The sequence below is a fragment of the Kitasatospora sp. MAA4 genome, assembly GCF_029893355.1.
GTDB lineage: Bacteria > Actinomycetota > Actinomycetes > Streptomycetales > Streptomycetaceae > Kitasatospora.
Genome location: NZ_JARZAI010000009.1, coordinates 250,371 through 267,222 on the forward strand (window position 1 = coordinate 250,371; position 16,852 = coordinate 267,222).

General features: G+C 73.9%; 11 protein-coding genes, 2 tRNA genes and 1 pseudogene. 11 read left to right on the forward strand and 3 right to left on the reverse strand.

Annotated features, from left to right (window positions below; all coding sequences use genetic code 11):
• The first annotated feature begins 20 nt into the window (after window positions 1–20).
• From argH to P3T37_RS15240, 10 genes are all read left to right on the forward strand, one after another.
• On the forward strand, window positions 21–1,445 hold the full coding sequence (gene argH / locus P3T37_RS15195; RefSeq protein WP_280724145.1) for an argininosuccinate lyase: 1,425 nt from the start codon (window positions 21–23) through the stop codon (window positions 1,443–1,445).
• Between the two features lie 286 nt (window positions 1,446–1,731).
• On the forward strand, window positions 1,732–2,232 hold the full coding sequence (locus tag P3T37_RS15200) for a GNAT family N-acetyltransferase (protein ID WP_280724146.1): 501 nt from the start codon (window positions 1,732–1,734) through the stop codon (window positions 2,230–2,232).
• Between the two features lie 453 nt (window positions 2,233–2,685).
• A complete protein-coding gene (locus P3T37_RS15205; protein ID WP_280724147.1) occupies window positions 2,686–3,714 on the forward strand; it encodes an ATP-binding cassette domain-containing protein in 1,029 nt (342 codons plus the stop codon).
• Entirely contained in the window at window positions 3,711–4,406 is a 696-nt protein-coding gene (locus P3T37_RS15210; protein WP_280724148.1) for a methionine ABC transporter permease, read from the forward strand. Before P3T37_RS15205 ends, P3T37_RS15210 begins: the two co-directional genes overlap by 4 nt.
• A gap of 84 nt (window positions 4,407–4,490) precedes the next feature.
• Window positions 4,491–5,318, forward strand: a complete 828-nt coding sequence (locus tag P3T37_RS15215) for a MetQ/NlpA family ABC transporter substrate-binding protein (RefSeq protein WP_280724149.1) — start codon at window positions 4,491–4,493, stop codon at window positions 5,316–5,318.
• Window positions 5,319–5,462: 144 nt separating this feature from the next.
• Window positions 5,463–6,110: a GNAT family N-acetyltransferase gene (locus P3T37_RS15220; protein WP_280724150.1), complete on the forward strand. Its 648-nt coding sequence runs from the start codon at window positions 5,463–5,465 to the stop codon at window positions 6,108–6,110.
• A gap of 185 nt (window positions 6,111–6,295) precedes the next feature.
• Entirely contained in the window at window positions 6,296–7,519 is a 1,224-nt protein-coding gene (cbiE, locus tag P3T37_RS15225) for a precorrin-6y C5,15-methyltransferase (decarboxylating) subunit CbiE (protein ID WP_280724151.1), read from the forward strand.
• Window positions 7,520–7,987: 468 nt separating this feature from the next.
• Window positions 7,988–11,434, forward strand: a complete 3,447-nt coding sequence (gene cobT / locus P3T37_RS15230; protein ID WP_280724152.1) for a nicotinate-nucleotide--dimethylbenzimidazole phosphoribosyltransferase — start codon at window positions 7,988–7,990, stop codon at window positions 11,432–11,434.
• Window positions 11,435–11,537: 103 nt separating this feature from the next.
• Window positions 11,538–12,785 carry a uroporphyrinogen-III C-methyltransferase gene (cobA, locus tag P3T37_RS15235; RefSeq protein ID WP_280724153.1) on the forward strand — a complete coding sequence of 416 codons (1,248 nt, stop codon included), beginning with the start codon at window positions 11,538–11,540 and terminating at the stop codon, window positions 12,783–12,785.
• 22 nt (window positions 12,786–12,807) lie between these two features.
• Complete coding sequence (locus P3T37_RS15240; protein WP_280724154.1) at window positions 12,808–13,614, forward strand: RNA methyltransferase; 807 nt, start codon at window positions 12,808–12,810, stop codon at window positions 13,612–13,614.
• Between the two features lie 1,301 nt (window positions 13,615–14,915).
• On the opposite strand, the pseudogene P3T37_RS15245 reads toward P3T37_RS15240, so the two are convergent.
• A pseudogene (locus P3T37_RS15245) lies at window positions 14,916–15,731 on the reverse strand (serine/threonine-protein kinase); the annotation flags it as partial.
• Between the two features lie 430 nt (window positions 15,732–16,161).
• Here P3T37_RS15245 and P3T37_RS15250 point away from each other — a divergent pair.
• A complete protein-coding gene (locus P3T37_RS15250) occupies window positions 16,162–16,389 on the forward strand; it encodes a hypothetical protein (protein WP_280724155.1) in 228 nt (75 codons plus the stop codon).
• 222 nt (window positions 16,390–16,611) lie between these two features.
• Here the strand turns inward: P3T37_RS15250 and P3T37_RS15255 are convergent.
• Window positions 16,612–16,683, reverse strand: a tRNA-Val gene (locus tag P3T37_RS15255).
• 76 nt (window positions 16,684–16,759) lie between these two features.
• Window positions 16,760–16,831, reverse strand: a tRNA-Val gene (locus P3T37_RS15260).
• Window positions 16,832–16,852: the final 21 nt, after the last annotated feature.

A 16,852-nucleotide genomic window follows, 5' to 3' on the forward strand; every position in this document is an offset into this window, starting at 1 on the left:
CATCGCAAGGAGCGCCCCCGATGTCGTCCGACCAGACCGCCGACGTTCGCCTGTGGGGCGCCCGCTTTGCCGACGGCCCCTCCGAGGCGCTGGCCCGGCTCTCGGCCTCCGTCCACTTCGACTGGCGGCTCGCCCCCTACGACATCGCCGGCTCCAAGGCGCACGCCCGCGTGCTGCACGGTGCCGGCCTGCTGTCGGATGACGAACTCGCCGCCATGCTGGCCGGGTTGGACCAGCTGCTGGCCGACGTCGAGGCGGGCGTGCTGGTCGGCACGATCGCCGACGAGGACGTGCACACCGCGCTGGAGCGCGGCCTGCTGGAGCGGCTCGGGGCGGACCTCGGCGGCAAGCTGCGGGCCGGCCGCTCGCGCAACGACCAGATCGCCACGCTCTTCCGGATGTACCTGCGCGACCACGCCAGGACCATCGGCGCGCTGATCCTCGACCTCCAGCACGCCCTGGTGGGCCTGGCCGAGGCGCACCCGGACACCGCCATGCCGGGCCGCACCCACCTCCAGCACGCGCAGCCGGTGCTCTTCGCCCACCACGTGCTCGCGCACGTCCAGGCGCTGAGCCGGGACGCCGAGCGGCTGCGCCAGTGGGATGCCCGCACGGCCGTCTCGCCGTACGGCTCGGGCGCGCTGGCGGGCTCCTCGCTGGGCCTGGACCCGCAGGCGGTGGCCGCCGAACTCGGCTTCGAGGGCGGCTCGGTGGGCAACTCCATCGACGGAACGGCCTCGCGCGACTTCGTCGCCGAGTTCGCCTTCGTGACCGCGATGATCGGGATCAACCTCTCCCGGATCGCCGAGGAGGTGATCATCTGGAACACCAAGGAGTTCGGCTTCATCACGCTGCACGACGCCTTCTCCACGGGCTCCTCGATCATGCCGCAGAAGAAGAACCCGGACATCGCCGAGCTGGCCCGCGGCAAGTCCGGCCGCCTGATCGGCAACCTCACCGGCCTGCTGGCCACCCTCAAGGCCCTCCCGCTGGCCTACAACCGGGACCTCCAGGAGGACAAGGAGCCGGTCTTCGACTCCTGCGACACCCTTGAGGTCCTGCTGCCCGCCTTCACCGGCATGATGGCCACCCTCACCGTGCACCGCGAGCGGCTGGAGGAGCTCGCCCCGGCCGGCTTCTCGCTGGCCACCGACGTGGCCGAGTGGCTGGTCAGGCAGGGCGTGCCGTTCCGGGTCGCGCACGAGGTGGCCGGCGCCTGCGTCAGGACCTGCGAGGGGCTGGGCATCGAGCTCGGCGACCTGACGGACGAGCAGTTCGCCGCGATCTCCCCGCACCTGACGCCGGCCGTCCGCGAGGTGCTCAGCGTGCACGGCTCGATCGCCTCCCGGGACGGCCGCGGCGGCACCGCGCCCAGCGCCGTCGCCGCCCAGCTGACCGAGCTCAAGGCGGACCTCGCACTCCAGCAGGAGTGGGCCTCCCGCTAGCCCCTGTCCGGCCTCCCTCCACTGCGTCCCGCGAGTGATTTCCGACACGCACCAGGTCCACCGGGTTGAGAACAGCTGAAGCCTGGGTAGAGCGCTGGCGAACGTATCTGCCGATTTGCACACGTGCGGCTCGGCGTGACGGACGGGTGTTCGCCCGGTACGGCTGATACGGTCTTGCGCTATTCCCGGTCAGGGCCGATCCCCGTCCGGGCAGACCTCCGGCTGGGCACCCGGTGCGGAACCCTCACTGCGCGCACCGGGTAGAGACGATGGGAGGCCCCCGCACATGGGCATGAGCGTGATCATCTCGGTGGCGACCGAGGACGATGCCGAACAGATCCTCAAGCTCCAGTACCTCGGGTACCAGAGCGAGGCCGAGCTCTACGGAGACTGGTCGATCGAGCCGTTGACCCAGACCCTGGACAGCCTGCGCGCCGAGCTGGCCGACCGCCATGTGCTGGTCGCCCGGCTCGGGGACGAGGTGGTCGGCTCGGTCCGCGGCCGGGTCGACGAGAACGGTGTCGGCCGGATAAGCCGACTGGTGGTCCACCCGCGGATGCAGCGGCACGGCCTGGGCGGGCGGCTGCTCACGGCCGTCGAGGAGCGCCTGGTGGCGCAGGGCCCGGTGGAGGCGTTCCGCCTGCACACCGGCCACCGCAGCCTCGGCAACCTGCGGCTCTACGCCCGCCAGGGCTACCGGCAGACGGAGGTCCGCGCGGTCAGCCGCAAGCTGAGCTTCGTGACCCTGGAGAAGCCCGTCCAGGCCGCCCTGAAGGTAGCGGTCTAGACCTCTCGCAGCACCGACAGCCCCGCCCGCGCACCCGCGCAGGCGGGGCTGTTCGCGCGTGGACCCCTTGGCGCGCCTGCCTCGTGTCCGCCATGCGGACAGCGGGTCCTGTTCGTTGGGACTCGAAGCACCCATCTGTTTTACTAGTTCGTATGACTGCGACGACGAAATCCACCGCCACCGGCACCATGCCGGCAGGTGTGCGTGGCATGTGTTGTCGAATGTGTTCCTGCTGAACGGGCCTTAGAGGACCCTCTTAGCCCCGCGGGCCACTGCCCGCCGCAGCACCCCTGATCCGGACTCCCGGTTCCGCTCGCCCTCGGCTCTGACGCACAGGCGTCGTCCGCACCAGGCGATCCCCCCCGTGCCACCACCCCGCCGTCCGGCGTGGCGCCGCTCTGCGCGCGCCCCCGGCCGACGTGTGCCGCCCACCCCCGACGTACGGAAGCAGCTGTGATCACCACCAAGGGCCTTACGAAGGTCTACCGAGCAGGAGATCGCCAGGTCACCGCCCTGGACGGCGTCGACCTGCACGTCCGCGAGGGCGAGGTGTACGGCGTCGTCGGCACCAGCGGCGCCGGCAAGAGCACCCTCATCCGCTGCGTCAACATGCTGGAGCGCCCGAGCTCGGGCACCGTCACCGTGGACGGCCTGGACCTCACCGCGCTGCCGGGCGGCGAGCACCGCGCCGGCCGCGAGCTGCGCGAGGCCCGCCGCCGGATCGGCATGGTCTTCCAGCACTTCAACCTGCTCTCCTCGCGCACCGTGCAGCAGAACGTCGAACTGCCCCTGGAAATCACCGGGTTGGACCGCCATGCCCGCCGCCGCAAGGCCGCCGAGCTGCTGGACCTGGTCGGCCTCGCCGACAAGGCCCGCAGCTACCCCGGCCAGCTCTCCGGCGGTCAGAAGCAGCGCGTCGGCATCGCCCGCGCACTGGCCGGCGACCCCAAGGTGCTGCTCTCCGACGAGGCGACCTCCGCGCTCGACCCCGAGACCACCCGCTCGATCCTGCGCCTGCTGCGCGACCTCAACCAGCAGCTCGGCCTCACCGTGCTCCTGATCACCCATGAGATGGACGTCATCAAGACGGTCTGCGACTCGGCGGCCCTGATGCGCGGCGGACGGATCGTCGAGTCCGGCACCCTCACCGACCTGCTGGCCGACGAGCGCTCCGAACTGGCCCGCGAGCTCTTCCCGCTCAGCGAGTTCGGCACCGGTCGGCCCGACGCCACCGTGCTGGAGATCACCTTCCAGGGGGACAGCTCCGGTCGGCCGTTCGTCTCCCAGCTCGCCCGGACCTACCAGATCGACGTCAACATCCTGGGCGCCGCGGTGGAGACCGTCGGCGGCAAGCTGGTCGGCCGGATGCGCGTCGAACTCTCCGGCAGCCACCGGGACAACGTGGTGCCGATCGGCTACCTGCGCGAGCAGGGCCTCCAGGTGGACGTCCTGACGAACACGGTGAACGGAGCAGTGGCATGACCTGGGACGACATGCAGCCGCTGCTGTGGACCGCCACGCAGGAGACCTTCCAGATGGTCGGCATCGCCACCCTGGTCACCCTGCTGCTCGGCCTGCCGCTGGGCGTCCTGCTGGTCCTCACCGACCAGGGCGGGCCGCTGCGCAACCGGGTGGTCAACAAGGTGGTCGGCGCGATCGTCAACGTGGGGCGCTCGCTGCCCTTCGTGATCCTGCTGGTCGCGCTGATCCCGTTCACCCGCTGGGTGGTCGGCACCTCGATCGGCTGGCAGGCGGCCACCGTGCCGCTGGCCGTCGGCGCGATCCCCTTCTACGCGCGACTGGTGGAGAGCGCGGTACGCGGGGTGGACCGCGGACTGGTCGAGGCCGTCCACGCGATGGGCGGCAGCACCTGGTCGGTGGTCAGGAAGGCGCTGCTGCCGGAGGCCCTGCCGGCCCTGGTCTCCGCGCTGACCACCACCGTGATCGCGCTGATCGGCTACTCGGCGATGGCCGGCACGGTCGGCGGCGGCGGCCTGGGCAACCTGGCCATCACCTACGGCTACATGCGGTTCGAGACCAACTTCATGATCGTGATCGTGATCGAACTGGTCCTCCTGGTCGCCGCCGTCCAGCTGGTCGGCGACCTGGCAGGCCGCCGGCTCTCCCACCGCGGCGGCCCGGCCAGCCTGCTGGCCCGCCTGCGCCGCGCCTGATCGCCACCCCCCCAGACTTCCGCCTCCCGGGAGACCCCCGGGTGCGCGGCCATCCCTCCATACCTCCGGAGAAAGGCACTTTTCGTGCGTACCGTCCTGAAGTACACCGCTGTCCTCGCCACCGCCGGCCTCACGCTCTCCGTGGCGGCCTGCTCCTCCAGCTCCTCGGGCTCCTCGAACAGCGCGGACAAGCCGCTGGTCGTCGTCGCCAGCCCGACCCCGCACGCCCAGATCCTGGACTACATCCGGGACAACCTGGCGGCCAAGGCGGGTCTGAAGCTGACGGTCAAGGAGGTCTCGGACTACACGCTGCAGAACCCCGCCGTGCAGGACGGCTCCGCCGACGCCAACTACTTCCAGCACGTCCCGTACCTGACCGACTTCAACAAGACGCACGGGACGGACATCGTCCCGGTCGAGAACGTCCACCTGGAGCCGCTGGGCGTCTACTCGAAGAAGGTCAAGAAGATCACCGACCTGGCCCAGGGCGCCTCGGTCGCGGTCCCCAACGACGCCACCAACGAGGGCCGGGCGCTCAAGCTGCTCGCCGACAACGACGTGATCACCCTCAAGTCCGGCGCCGGCACCACCGCCACCATCCACGACATCGCCGCCAACCCGAAGAACCTCAAGTTCAAGGAGCTGGACGCGGCCCAGCTGCCGCGTGCGCTGGACGACGTGGACGCCTCGGTGATCAACGGCAACAACGCGCTCGGCGCCGGCCTCAAGCCCGCCACCGACGCGATCCTGCTGGAGAAGGCCGACGGCAACCCGTACGCCAACGTGCTCGCCGTCAAGAAGGGCCACGAGAACGACCCGCGGGTCCAGAAGCTGGCCCAGCTGCTGCACTCGCCCGAGGTCAAGAAGTACATCGAGGACACCTTCCAGGGCTCGGTCATCCCGGCCTTCTAAGGACACCTCACACCCGAGCGGGCCCCGACACGGCGGTGTCGGGGCCCGCGCCCGTTCGAGCGAACTGACGCTCCGTCGCCCCGGGCCAGCGCCCCCGGAGCACGGGGCGTACCGTGGGTCCACGACCCGGCGAGGAGAGACGGTATGCCAGCGAGCTTCCCCGAGACCGCGATCAGCACCGAACGGCTGCTGCTGCGCCCTCTGGAGGAGGGTGACGCGCCCGGTCTCGTCGCCATGATGGCCGACGAGCTGGTCCTGAGCTGGACGGACGTCCCGCAGCCCTACACCCGCGCGCACGCCCTCGGCTGGCTTCGCAGCGAGGTCCCCGAGCTGCGCGCGGCCGGCCGCGGCATCGCCTTCGCGATCACCGAGCACCTCACCCAGCGCCTGGTCGGCATCGTCGAACTGCACCACACCGACTGGCGGTTGCTCAGCACCGAGGCCAGCTACGTGACGGCGCCGTGGGCCCGCGGGGAGGGCTATGCGGTCGAATCGCTGCTGGGAGTGGCCCAGTGGCTCTTCGAGGACCGCGGCTTCCACCGGCTGGAACTGCGGACCGCGGCCGGCAACACCGCGGCCCAGCAGGTCGCCCAGAAGATCGGCTGCATCAGCGAGGGCGTGCTGCGCAGCGCCTGGATAGTGCGCACCGGCGAGGTCGGCTCGGCGGGGGAGGAGACCCGCAGCGACCTGATCCTGTGGAGCCTGCTCCCCGAGGATCTGGAGGCCTTCGACAGCTACGACGGCTACCACGCTTCGCAGCAGAGATCGGGCAACTTCGCCCTCCACGACTGAGGCTCTCCAGCTTCGTAGGATCACACCAGGTAATCTCTGCCTGGGCGGACGGCCGAGGACGGACGGCGGGGGTGGCAGACACCTCCGTCCTGCGCGGCCCTCCGACCCGACCCAGGGCCCGGACGCAGGTACCGATGCGCGCCGCGGCCGCGTCGCGAGCGGGAACCGAGGGAGAACAGCCGCGCATGGCTGACCGGATCACAGTCATCGGCTGGGACGGCACACCACTGACCGAGGCCGCCGGCGCCGCGCTCGCCGCCGCCACCCTGGTCGCCGGCGCGCCGTACCAGCTCAACGCGCTGCCGGTGCCGGCCGCCGCCGAGCGGATCGCGCTCGGCAGCGTCGAGTCGGCGGCCCGCCGGATCGCCGAACACCGCGGCGCGGTGGTGGTGGTCGCCGAGGGCGACCCCGGATACTTCGGCGTGGTCCGCACCCTGCGTCGGGCGGAGTACGGCCTGGAGCTGGAGGTGCTGCCGGCGGTCTCCTCGGTCGCCGCGGCCTTCGCCCGGGCGGGGATGCCCTGGGAGGACGCCCAGGTGGTCAGCACCCACGGCGGACGGCTGCGCAGGGCGGCGAACATCTGCCGGGCCAACAGCAAGGTCGCCGTGCTGACCAGCGCGGACGCCGGGCCCAGCGAGCTGGCCCTGATGCTGCGCGGTGTGCACCGCACCTTCGTGGTCTGCGAGGGCCTCGGCACGCCCGACGAGGACGTCACCGTGCTGACCTCCGACCGGGTCCCCGACCACGACTGGCGCGACCCCAACGTGGTGCTGGTGATCGGCGGCAACGCCCAGACCAACCAGCCCGTCGGCGAGCCCTCCGGCTGGCTCGCCGGCCGCCCGGTCGGCTACCGGACGGGCGAGCGCGGCTGGGCCCTGCCGGGGGAGGCCTACGACGGGGAGGCCGCGGACTCGGTGCCCGCGCAGACCCGCGCGGTGGTGCTGGCCCGGCTCGGCCCGGGCCCCGGCGACCTGGTGTGGAGCGTGGGATCGGGCAGCGGGGCACTGGCGGTGGAGACGGCGCGTTTCGGCGCGGCAGTGCTCGCGGTGGAGGCGGACGCGGCGGCCTGCGCGCGGATCGCGGTGAACGCGCGCCGGTACGGCGTGGAGGTCGAGACCGTGCACGGCACCGCACCCGAGGTGCTGGGCGGGCTGCCGGAGCCCGACGCCGTGGTGGTCGAGCACGGCGGGGCCGCCGTGGTCGCGGCGGTGCTGACCCGCCGTCCGGGCCGTCTGGTGGCGCTGGCGGGCACCTTCGCCGAGGCCGAGGAGATCAGCAAGGTGGTTACCGCGGCGGGCTACCAGCTGGCGGGCTCGCTGCTGCAGTCCGCACCGCTCGTCGCCGACGGCGGGCTGTCGATCGGGGCCGGCGAGAGCGCCCTGGTGCTCTGGGCCGAGCCGAGCTCGTAACGCCAGCCGCTCGCGCCAACGGACGGTCATACCGGACGATTCGGACATCGATTCGATGAGCTGTCGGTCGGGGCCGGTAGTCTGACGGTCCGACCGCTTCCCGGAATTCCGGGGCGGCGGCCCTCCCGACGTGGCGCAACCCACATGATGATCGGGCTGTGGGCATTCGACTGACACTCGCCGGACCGGGAGAATGTGCCGGGGCCCGGGGTGGTCGTGCCGGTTGCCCCGGGCTGTCGTTAGTTCAGGTGACGGTGTGCCGTGCCGATCCGCCCCCACCGGGGCGGGCGGGCCCGGCGCCCGCTGCCGTGACCAGCCGGACGGGACCACGGTCGTCGTGCAACGGTGCGACGACCGGTAGTTGTTGAGGGGTGGGCCGACCCGCGGCTTGGACCCGGAGCGGACGGTGTGCCTCGGTCGGTGACCGGGTCGCCAAGGACGCGGAAGCGGCCTGGAAGGAGTGTTGACATGACCGACGGCGGTCACGTCCCCAACGAGGGACTGCCGGAGCATCTGCTCCCCGAGAACGGAATCGACCCGGCGCGCGGAGGTGGCGGCTGGGGCCCGGACCTCGTCGGCCAGCCCGGACCGGGCGGACCTCTCCGACCGGCGTTCACCTTCCTCGACCAGCCGGACCAGCTGGAGCAGCGGCTGGAGCCTCTCGACCAGCTGGACGACGATGACGACGTGCTGCTGATGCCCGGCCCGCAGAGCTCCTGGAGCGAGGCCGTGCAGCCGATGGCCGTCCCGCAGGTCGACCCCGGCCTGCCGGCACCCGCCGTCTTCACCGCCGCCGACGGCTCGGCGGCCTTCCACCCGGTCGACCCCGCCGTGGCGCCGGCCGACCTGTCGGCAGCCGCTCCCGCTCCCGCCGTCGTCCAGCCCGTCGTGCCGCTGCCGCCGGTCGAGCCGATGCCCACCATGGCACTGCTCACCACGCCCGACGCCGACGCGCTCGGCGCCTCCGGCACGCCGGTCGAGCCGTCCTGGCCCCCGCTCGCGCCGCCGCTGCTCGCCGCCGCCGACGCGGCGCCGGAGGCGGCGGCCGCCGCTCCGGTCGCCCTGGTCGCCGCCGAGCCGCCTGCGCAGCCGAGCGCTCCCCAGCCGGTCGTGCCGCAGCCTGCCGCTCCCCAGCCCGTCGCGCCGCAGCCGGTGGCCGCGCAGTCCGCCCGCCGTCCGCTGCACGCCGGCCCGCCGATTCCGGACCCGTCGCTGATGACCGGTCATGTCCCGGTCCGCTCGCTCGCCGACCGCGGCCCCTCCGACCAGAGCGCCACGCCGGCCGCCGGCATCCCGATGCTGCCCGTTCAGGCGATGGCCGCGCCCGTCGAGACCGTGCCGGTCGCGGTCCAGGCCCCGGCAGCCCCGGTCGAGCCGGTGGCGGTGGCCGAGCCCGCCGCCGTTCCCACTCCCGCTCCCGTTCCAGCTCCCGCTGAGACGCCGATCGAACTGCCGGCGCAGGCTGCGCCCGTCGTCGAGGCCGTCGCGGTGCCCGCCGAGACCGCGCCGGTCGTCCCGGTCGAGAGCCCGGCTGACGTCGCCTCCGCTCCCGCCGAAGCCCCGGTAGCCGAGCCCGCTCCCGCCGAGCCTGCTCCCACTGAGCCCGTTGTCGTCGAGCCGGCCCCCGTCGAGCCGGCCCTCGTCGAGGCGCCGACCGCCGAAGCCCCCGTGGAGCAGCCGGTCGCCGAGCCCGTCGCGGTCGCCGCAGAGCCGGAACCGCAGCCCGTCGCCCCGGTCCAGGCCGCCCCGGCCGCCTCCCACCCGCGCCGGATCTCCGCGTTCCTGGCCGCGCCCGCGCCGCACGGTCTGCCGGTCGTCCCCGCCCTGCCCGTGCCCGTGCCCGCGTCCGAGGCGCCCGAGACCACCGAGGCCCTCACCGTGCCCCCGATAACGCCCGACGCCCCCGCCGCCGACCCGGCGGTCCAGCCCGAGGCCGCCGAGGCCGCCGAGACCGCCGCCGAAGCCGCACCCGAGACGTCCGCCGGCACCGGCGTGATGCCCTCCGGAACGGCGACCGCCGAGCCGCAGCCCGCCACCGCAGAGCCCGCCATCGCAGAGCCCGTCGAGCAGCTCGCCCCCGACGCGGCCGGCGCGCCCGCAGCCGAGGCGATCGAGCCCGAGGCAGTCGAGCCCGAGACCGCGCCCGAGCCGATCGAGCGCGGCCCCGCCGCCCCCGGCTACGACGAGGCCATGCGCGAGGCCGTCCACCAGGTGATGCGCGAGCGCCGCGACATCCGCAACGGCTTCCGCCCGGACCCGGTCCCGCACGACGTGCTGCTGCGGGTCCTGGAGGCGGCGCACACCGCCCCCAGCGTCGGCTACTCCCAGCCCTGGGACTTCGTCGTCATCCGCTCCTCCAAGACCCGCCGCAAGATGCACGACCTGGCGGAGCGTCAGCGCGAGGCCTACGCCGCCTCGCTCCCCAAGGGCCGCGCGAAGCAGTTCAAGGAAATCAAGATCGAGGCCATCCTCGACACGCCGGTCAACATCGTCGTCACCGCCGACCGCACCCGCGGCGGCCGGCACACCCTGGGCCGGCACACCCAGCCGCAGATGGCGCCCTACTCGGCCGCCCTGGCCGTCGAGAACCTCTGGCTGGCCGCCCGCGCCGAGGGCCTGGGCGTCGGCTGGGTGAGCTTCTTCGACGAGGAGGAGATGGTCCGCGAACTCGGCCTGCCCGAGCACCTGGACGTCGTCGCCTACCTCTGCGTCGGCTACGTCGACTCGTTCCCCGACGAGCCCGAGCTGCAGCAGCAGGGCTGGGCCAAGAAGCGCCCGCTCTCCTGGGTGGTCCACGAGGAGCAGTACGGCAACCGCGCCCTGCCGGGCGAGGAGCCGCACAGCCTGCTCGCCGAGACCCGCCGCACCATCCGCCCGCTGGACGCCAAGGCGCTCGGCGAGGCCTGGGACCGGCAGAAGCGGATGACCAAGCCGGCCGGCTCGCTCGGCATGCTGGAGATCATCTCGGCGCAGCTCTGCGGCCTCTCCCGCAAGTGCCCGCCGCCGATCCCCGAGCCCGCCTGCGTCGCGATCTTCGCGGGCGACCACGGCGTGCACGCCCAGGGCGTCACCCCCTGGCCGCAGGAGGTCACCGCGCAGATGGTGGCCAACTTCCTGGCCGGCGGCGCGGTGGTCAACGCCTTCGCCGCGCAGGTCGGCGCCGAGGTCTGCGTGGTGGACGTGGGTGTGGCCAGCGAGCTGCCGGAGGCCATCCAGGGCGGCCGCACCACCGGTCTGCTGCCCCGCAACGTCAAGCGGGGCACCGACGACATGACCCAGGGCCCGGCGATGAGCCGGGAGGAGGCGCTCAAGGCCATCGAGGTCGGCATCGAGACCGCCCGCGACCTGGTCGCGGCCGGCAACAAGATCCTGATCACCGGTGACATGGGCATCGCCAACACCACCGCCTCCGCCGCCCTGATCGCCGTCTTCGCGGGCGCCGATCCGGCCGCGGTCACCGGCCGCGGCACCGGCATCGACGACACGACGCACGCCCGCAAGGTCGACGTGGTGCGCCGCGCGCTGGAGCTGCACCAGCCCGATCCGGCTGACCCGATCGGCGTACTGGCCGCCGTCGGCGGCCTGGAGCACGCGGCCCTGGCGGGCTTCATGCTCGGCGCCGCCTCGCTGCGCACCCCGGTGATCCTGGACGGCGTCATCGCCGGCTCGGCGGCGCTGGTCGCCAAGGCCATCGCCCCCGAGGTCCTCGCGGCCTGCATCGCCGGCCATCGCTCCGCCGAGCCCGGCCACCAGGCCGCGCTGGCCAAGCTCGGCCTGCGCCCGCTGATCGACCTGGACCTGCGCCTCGGCGAGGGCACCGGCGCCCTGCTCGCACTTCCCCTGGTGCAGAGTGCGGCCCGCGCGATGCACGATGTAGCCACCTTCGACTCCGCCGGGGTCACCGAGAAGGCCTGACGCCGTCCCCCGCTCCTCCCGTCCCCGGCCCAAGGGCGCGCCCGGGACGGGAGGAGCGCGCCGCCTTACCCGAACAGCCCTCCGTCGCTCAGGAGCCCCGCCGATGACCGCGCCCCACCCCCACCCCAGCACCGCGGGCCGTACGCCCTACCCCGTCGGTCTGCTGCTCACCGGCCGCCGCGTGCTCGTGGTCGGCGGCGGCCAGGTCGCCCAGCGCCGACTGCCCGCCCTGATAGCGGCCGGCGCCGACGTCCAGCTGGTCTCGCCGGTCACCACCCCGGCCGTCCAGGCGATGGCCGACGCGGGCGAGATCAGCTGGCACCGCCGCGGCTACACCGACGGCGACCTCGCGGACTGCTGGTACGTCCTGGTCGCCACCGACGACCACGAGGTCAACGAGGCCGTCAGCGCGGCGGCCGAGCGCCTGCGGATCTTCTGCGCCCGCAGCGACGACGCCGCCGCCGCCAGTGCCTGGACGCCCGCCACCGGCCACGACGACGGCACCACCGTCGCCGTGCTGACCGGCGACCCCCGGCACTCCGCCGCGCTGCGCACCACCATCGTCGAGGGCCTGCGGGACGGCAGCCTGAGCGCCCGCCAGTTCCGCGCCCGCGCGGCCGGCGTGGCGCTGGTCGGCGGCGGCCCGGGCGACCCCGACCTGATCACCGTGCGCGGCCGGCGGCTGCTCGCCGACGCCGACGTGGTGGTCGCCGACCGGCTGGCCCCGCGCGAGCTGCTCGCGGAGCTGGCGCCGCACGTCGAGGTGATCGACGCCTCCAAGATCCCGTACGGGCGCGCGATGGCCCAGGAGGCGATCAACCAGGCGCTGATCGACGCCGCCAAGGCCGGCAAGTTCGTGGTCCGGCTCAAGGGCGGCGATCCGTACGTCTACGGGCGCGGCGGCGAGGAGCTGCTCGCCTGCGTCGAGGCCGGCGTCCCGGTCACCGTCGTGCCGGGCATCTCCAGCTCGATCAGCGTCCCGGCGGCGGTCGGCATCCCGGTCACCCACCGCGGGATGACCCACGAGTTCACCGTGATCTCCGGTCACGTCGCCCCCGAGGACCCACGCTCGCTGGTCAACTGGGAGGCGGCCGCCCAGATGCGCGGCACCCTGGTGCTGCTGATGGCGGTCGAGCGGATCGGCGCCATCGCCGCCAAGCTGATCGCCTCGGGACGGGACGCGGACACACCCGTCGCCGTCGTCCAGGAGGGCACCACGGCTGCTCAGCGCCGGATCGACGCCACCCTGGGCACGGTCGCCGCCACGGTGTCCGCCGAGGGCGTCCGCCCGCCGGCCGTCATCGTCATCGGCGAGGTCGTGCACGTCCTGGACCCCACCCGAAACGCCTGAGAGCCTGAGCGAGAGCGCGAGCATGGCCGAACCCAGCACCATCACCGACCCCGACGACCCGCGCCTGGCGGACTACACCGGACTGACCGACGTCGAGCTGCGGCGCCGCCGCGAGCCCGCCGAGGGCCTGTTCATCGCCGAGGGCGAGAAGGTCATCCGGCGCGCCCTGGCGGCGGGGTACGCGATGCGGTCGATGCTGCTGACGGCCAAGTGGCTGGACGTCATGGCGGACGTCATCGCCGAGGCGGACGCCCCGGTGCACGTGGTGGAACCGCGGCTGGCCGAGGACGTCACCGGCTACCACGTGCACCGCGGCGCGCTCGCCTCGATGGCGCGCAAGCCGCTGCCCTCCGCCGCCGAACTGCTCGGCGGCGCGCGCCGGGTCGCCGTGCTGGAGGGGCTGGTCGACCACACCAACCTCGGCGCGATCTTCCGCAGCGCGGCGGCGCTCGGCATGGACGCGGTGCTGCTCTCCCCGGACTGCGCGGACCCGCTCTACCGGCGGGCCGTCAAGGTCTCGATGGGTGCCGTGTTCGCGGTGCCGTACGCCCGGCTCGACCCCTGGCCGGGCAGTCTGGACACGCTGCGCGAGGCCGGCTTCCAGCTGCTGGCGCTCACCCCGGCCGAGGGCTCCGTCGACCTCGCCGACGCCGCGCCGCACCGGTTGCCCAAGGCGGCCCTGCTGCTCGGCGCGGAGGGCGACGGGCTGACCGCCCGCGCGCTGGCCGCCGCCGACGTCCGGGTCCGGATCCCGATGGCGCACGGCATCGACTCGCTGAACGTCGGCGCTGCGGCGGCCGTCGCCTTCTACGCCGTCAACGCCGGCTGATCAGCCGGGCCGGCTCAACTCGCGCCGGTGCCACCGGAGATGCCCGCGCCGGGCCAGGACTCGTCCAGCGTGCCGTCGGGGCGCAGCATGTAGCGGGTCGACGAGCTGGCGCCGGTCTGGGCCACCCGCTCCTCGCGGACCAGCGCGCCCTCCTCCAGCCGCCAGGCGGCGGCGGCCTGCGGGTCCGCCGCCGAGGAGCGCGCGGCGAGCAGAACGGGGACGTCGCCGCTGAAGCCGAAGAGCTCGACCAGGTCGACCGGGACCGATCCCTCGGTGCGGCGCAGCACCACCACGGCGGCCGCCGCGCCCCGGTAGCGGGCGGGCAGCACGGAGGCCAGCGAGACCGGTGCACCGGCTGCGGGCGCCGACTGGGCGTCCGGGCCCGAGCGGCCGTCGCGGAGCTGGATCGCCGGGCCGCCGCCCGGGTCGCTGTAGCTGCGGTTGGGCCAGTCCACCGCGGGCACCGCCCCGGTGGCAGGGCCGAACCCGGCGGGGCCCGCGGCGGCTGGGCTGCCGCTTCCCCCGCTGGTCCGGGCCACCGGGGCCTGCGGCGCCGGCTGCGGGCTCTGCACGCCGTCGGCGGAGAGCCCGATCGCCGGTCCGGCGTTCCCGGTGCGCTGGCCGCCGACCGCAGGGTTCAGCGGCGGCAGCCCCTGCGAGTTGCGGTTCTCGCAGCCCTGGGCGGCGGCGATGGCCAGCGCGACGCCGATCGTGACGGTGATGAAGACCACCAGCCGCTGGCGCAGCAGACGTCGGCGGGAGTCGATCGGGCGGCCCGGGGGAGGGGTGTGCTGGCGGTCGCGCGCCGGACGCCCCGGCGCGGGCGTCTGCGGGCGCTCCCGTACGGTGGCGCGCTCCCGGCCCGCGCGGTCGTGCGGACCGCGCACCGGCCGGGCCGCCGCCCGGACGTCGTAGGACTCGGGGCTCTCCTGGGCCCGGGACGGCGGCTGGGCCTGCCCCTGGGCGTCGGGCGCCGGCCACGGCATCGGAGCGGTCGGCGGCTGGCCGGGCGGTCGGCGCAGCGGCGCGTGCCGCTCGGCGGCGGGTCGTCCGACACCGGGGTGGCCGTGGCCCGCCTCGCCGCCGCGCTGCGGGACGCCGCCCCGCCCGTTCCAGTGCTGCTGCTCGACCCGCGCAGCCGCGGCCGCCGCATCCGGGCCGAAGCCGCCCTGCGACCCGTGCCCGGCGCCGACGGCCGACCCGCCGGACGGGCGCGGCCGCGCACCGCGCGCTGTCTCCTCGCGTGCCGTCGCCTCCTCGCGCGTCTCAGCCGCAGCCGCCCGTCCGCGGCCGCCGCCCGCCCGCGCGGCCAGCTCGCTGAGCCGCTCGTGCAGATGCGCCGCGCCGGGCCGCTCCATCGGCTCCTTGGCCAGGCAGGCACCCACCAGCGGGGCCAGCACCGGCGGGATCTCCGAGAGGTCCGGCTCCTCGTGCACGACCCGGTAGAGCATCACCTCCGAGGAGGCGCCGGAGCCGAACGGCGAGTCGCCGGTCAGCGCGTACGCCAGCGTGGCGCCGAACGCGAAGACGTCGGTGGCCGGCGTCACCGCTGCGCCGCGGACCTGCTCGGGCGCCAGGAAACCCGGCGAGCCCACCGCCGTGCCCACGTGGGTGAGCGTGCTGGCACCGCGCGACCACGCGATGCCGAAGTCGATGATCCGCGGGCCCTTGGGGGAGAGCAGGATGTTGGACGGCTTCAGGTCCCGGTGCACGACGCCGGCCTCGTGCACCTTCACCAGGCCGTCCGCCAGCGCCGAACCGATCCGGGCCGCCTCCGGCCAGGCCAGCGGGCCCTCGTCGCCGACCCGCTTGTAGAGCGAGGGGCCGGGCACGTACGAGGTGGCGAGCCAGGGCCGGTCGGCCTCGATGTCGGAGGCGACCACCCGGGCCGTGCAGCCGCCGCGGATGCGGGAGGCGGCGGCGATCTCACGGGCGAACCGGGTGCGGAACTCCGCGTCCTCGGCCAGCTCGGCCCGGATCAGCTTCAGCGCGACCCGCTGGCCCTTGCGGTCCGACCCCAGGTAGACCACGCCCATGCCGCCGGCGCCGAGCCGGCGGTGCAGGCGGTAGGGGCCGACGATGCGGGGGTCCTCACGCCTCAGCCGCATCATCGCCATGTCGTTCCCCGTCGGCCCGTCAGGTGGGCAACCCGTGAGGTGCGCCCCCGGTGGTGGGGCAGCGTCAGATTCTTCCGGGCACAGCTTACGGACTGTCGGCTGCGGTGTGCTGATACGCAACACGTGAACCGCCGGTGGGATTGTCCGATCTCCCCTGGGGACGGCCCTCGTGGAGGCGTTGGTGTGACCGGGATCTCGGGGTAGTTCTCAGGGTTCCCTCGGGGGTCGGACGACCCTCGGCTCCCCCTGCGGTAGTAGGCGACCGGTACCCCAGTCATCCTCCCGGCCACCCCCGGAACGATACGCGGGCACGATGTCAGGACCCGGCGGCCCGCCTACGGTTGAGAGCAGCGGTGGGCGGGGCGCGCTCGTCCCCCGAGATCAACCGTCCACCGCGCCGACCACACGCAGCAGCAGGGGGAGCAGGACCATGGCAACGGATGTCTCCGGAGGATCGGCCCGGCGCCGGCTGCCGTTCGCAACCCGGCCGTTCGCGATCCGGTCGGCCCGTGCGCAGCGCCCGGCGGACGACCGGCGCCACCCCGCGGTGGCCCTGGCCATGGCGCTGCCCTGCGCGATCGCGCTGCTGCTGCTCTTCGGCGGCTGGGAGCAGATGGTCACCCAGACCCGCGCGGTGGCCGACATGATCGGGCGCTGACCTCTCGGGACAGGGGTCGGCGCCGGGCCGGAGCACGCACCCGCGGGGACACGCGGACGGGCGAGCAGCAGGTGCGCACGCACCGGCCAACGAAGTGCCGTGTACGGAACGCCGGTGAGGGCGTCCCGTACACGGCACTTCACTGTGCCGCCCGCCGGTGGACGCACGAGAGCCGCAGCCCGTGACCGGACTGCGGCTCTCGTTCCAACTGCCTTGCTGCTGTGCGCGATACTGGGATCGAACCAGTGACCCCTACCGTGTCAAGGTAGTGCTCTCCCGCTGAGCTAATCGCGCCTGTCCGTCACCAGAGGTGTCGGCCGGGCTGGTGGCGGCACTGCGAGGTGCCACCGAAGATCCCGAGGGACCTGTGTGCGCGATACTGGGATCGAACCAGTGACCCCTACCGTGTCAAGGTAGTGCTCTCCCGCTGAGCTAATCGCGCCTGTCCGTCACCAGAGGTGTC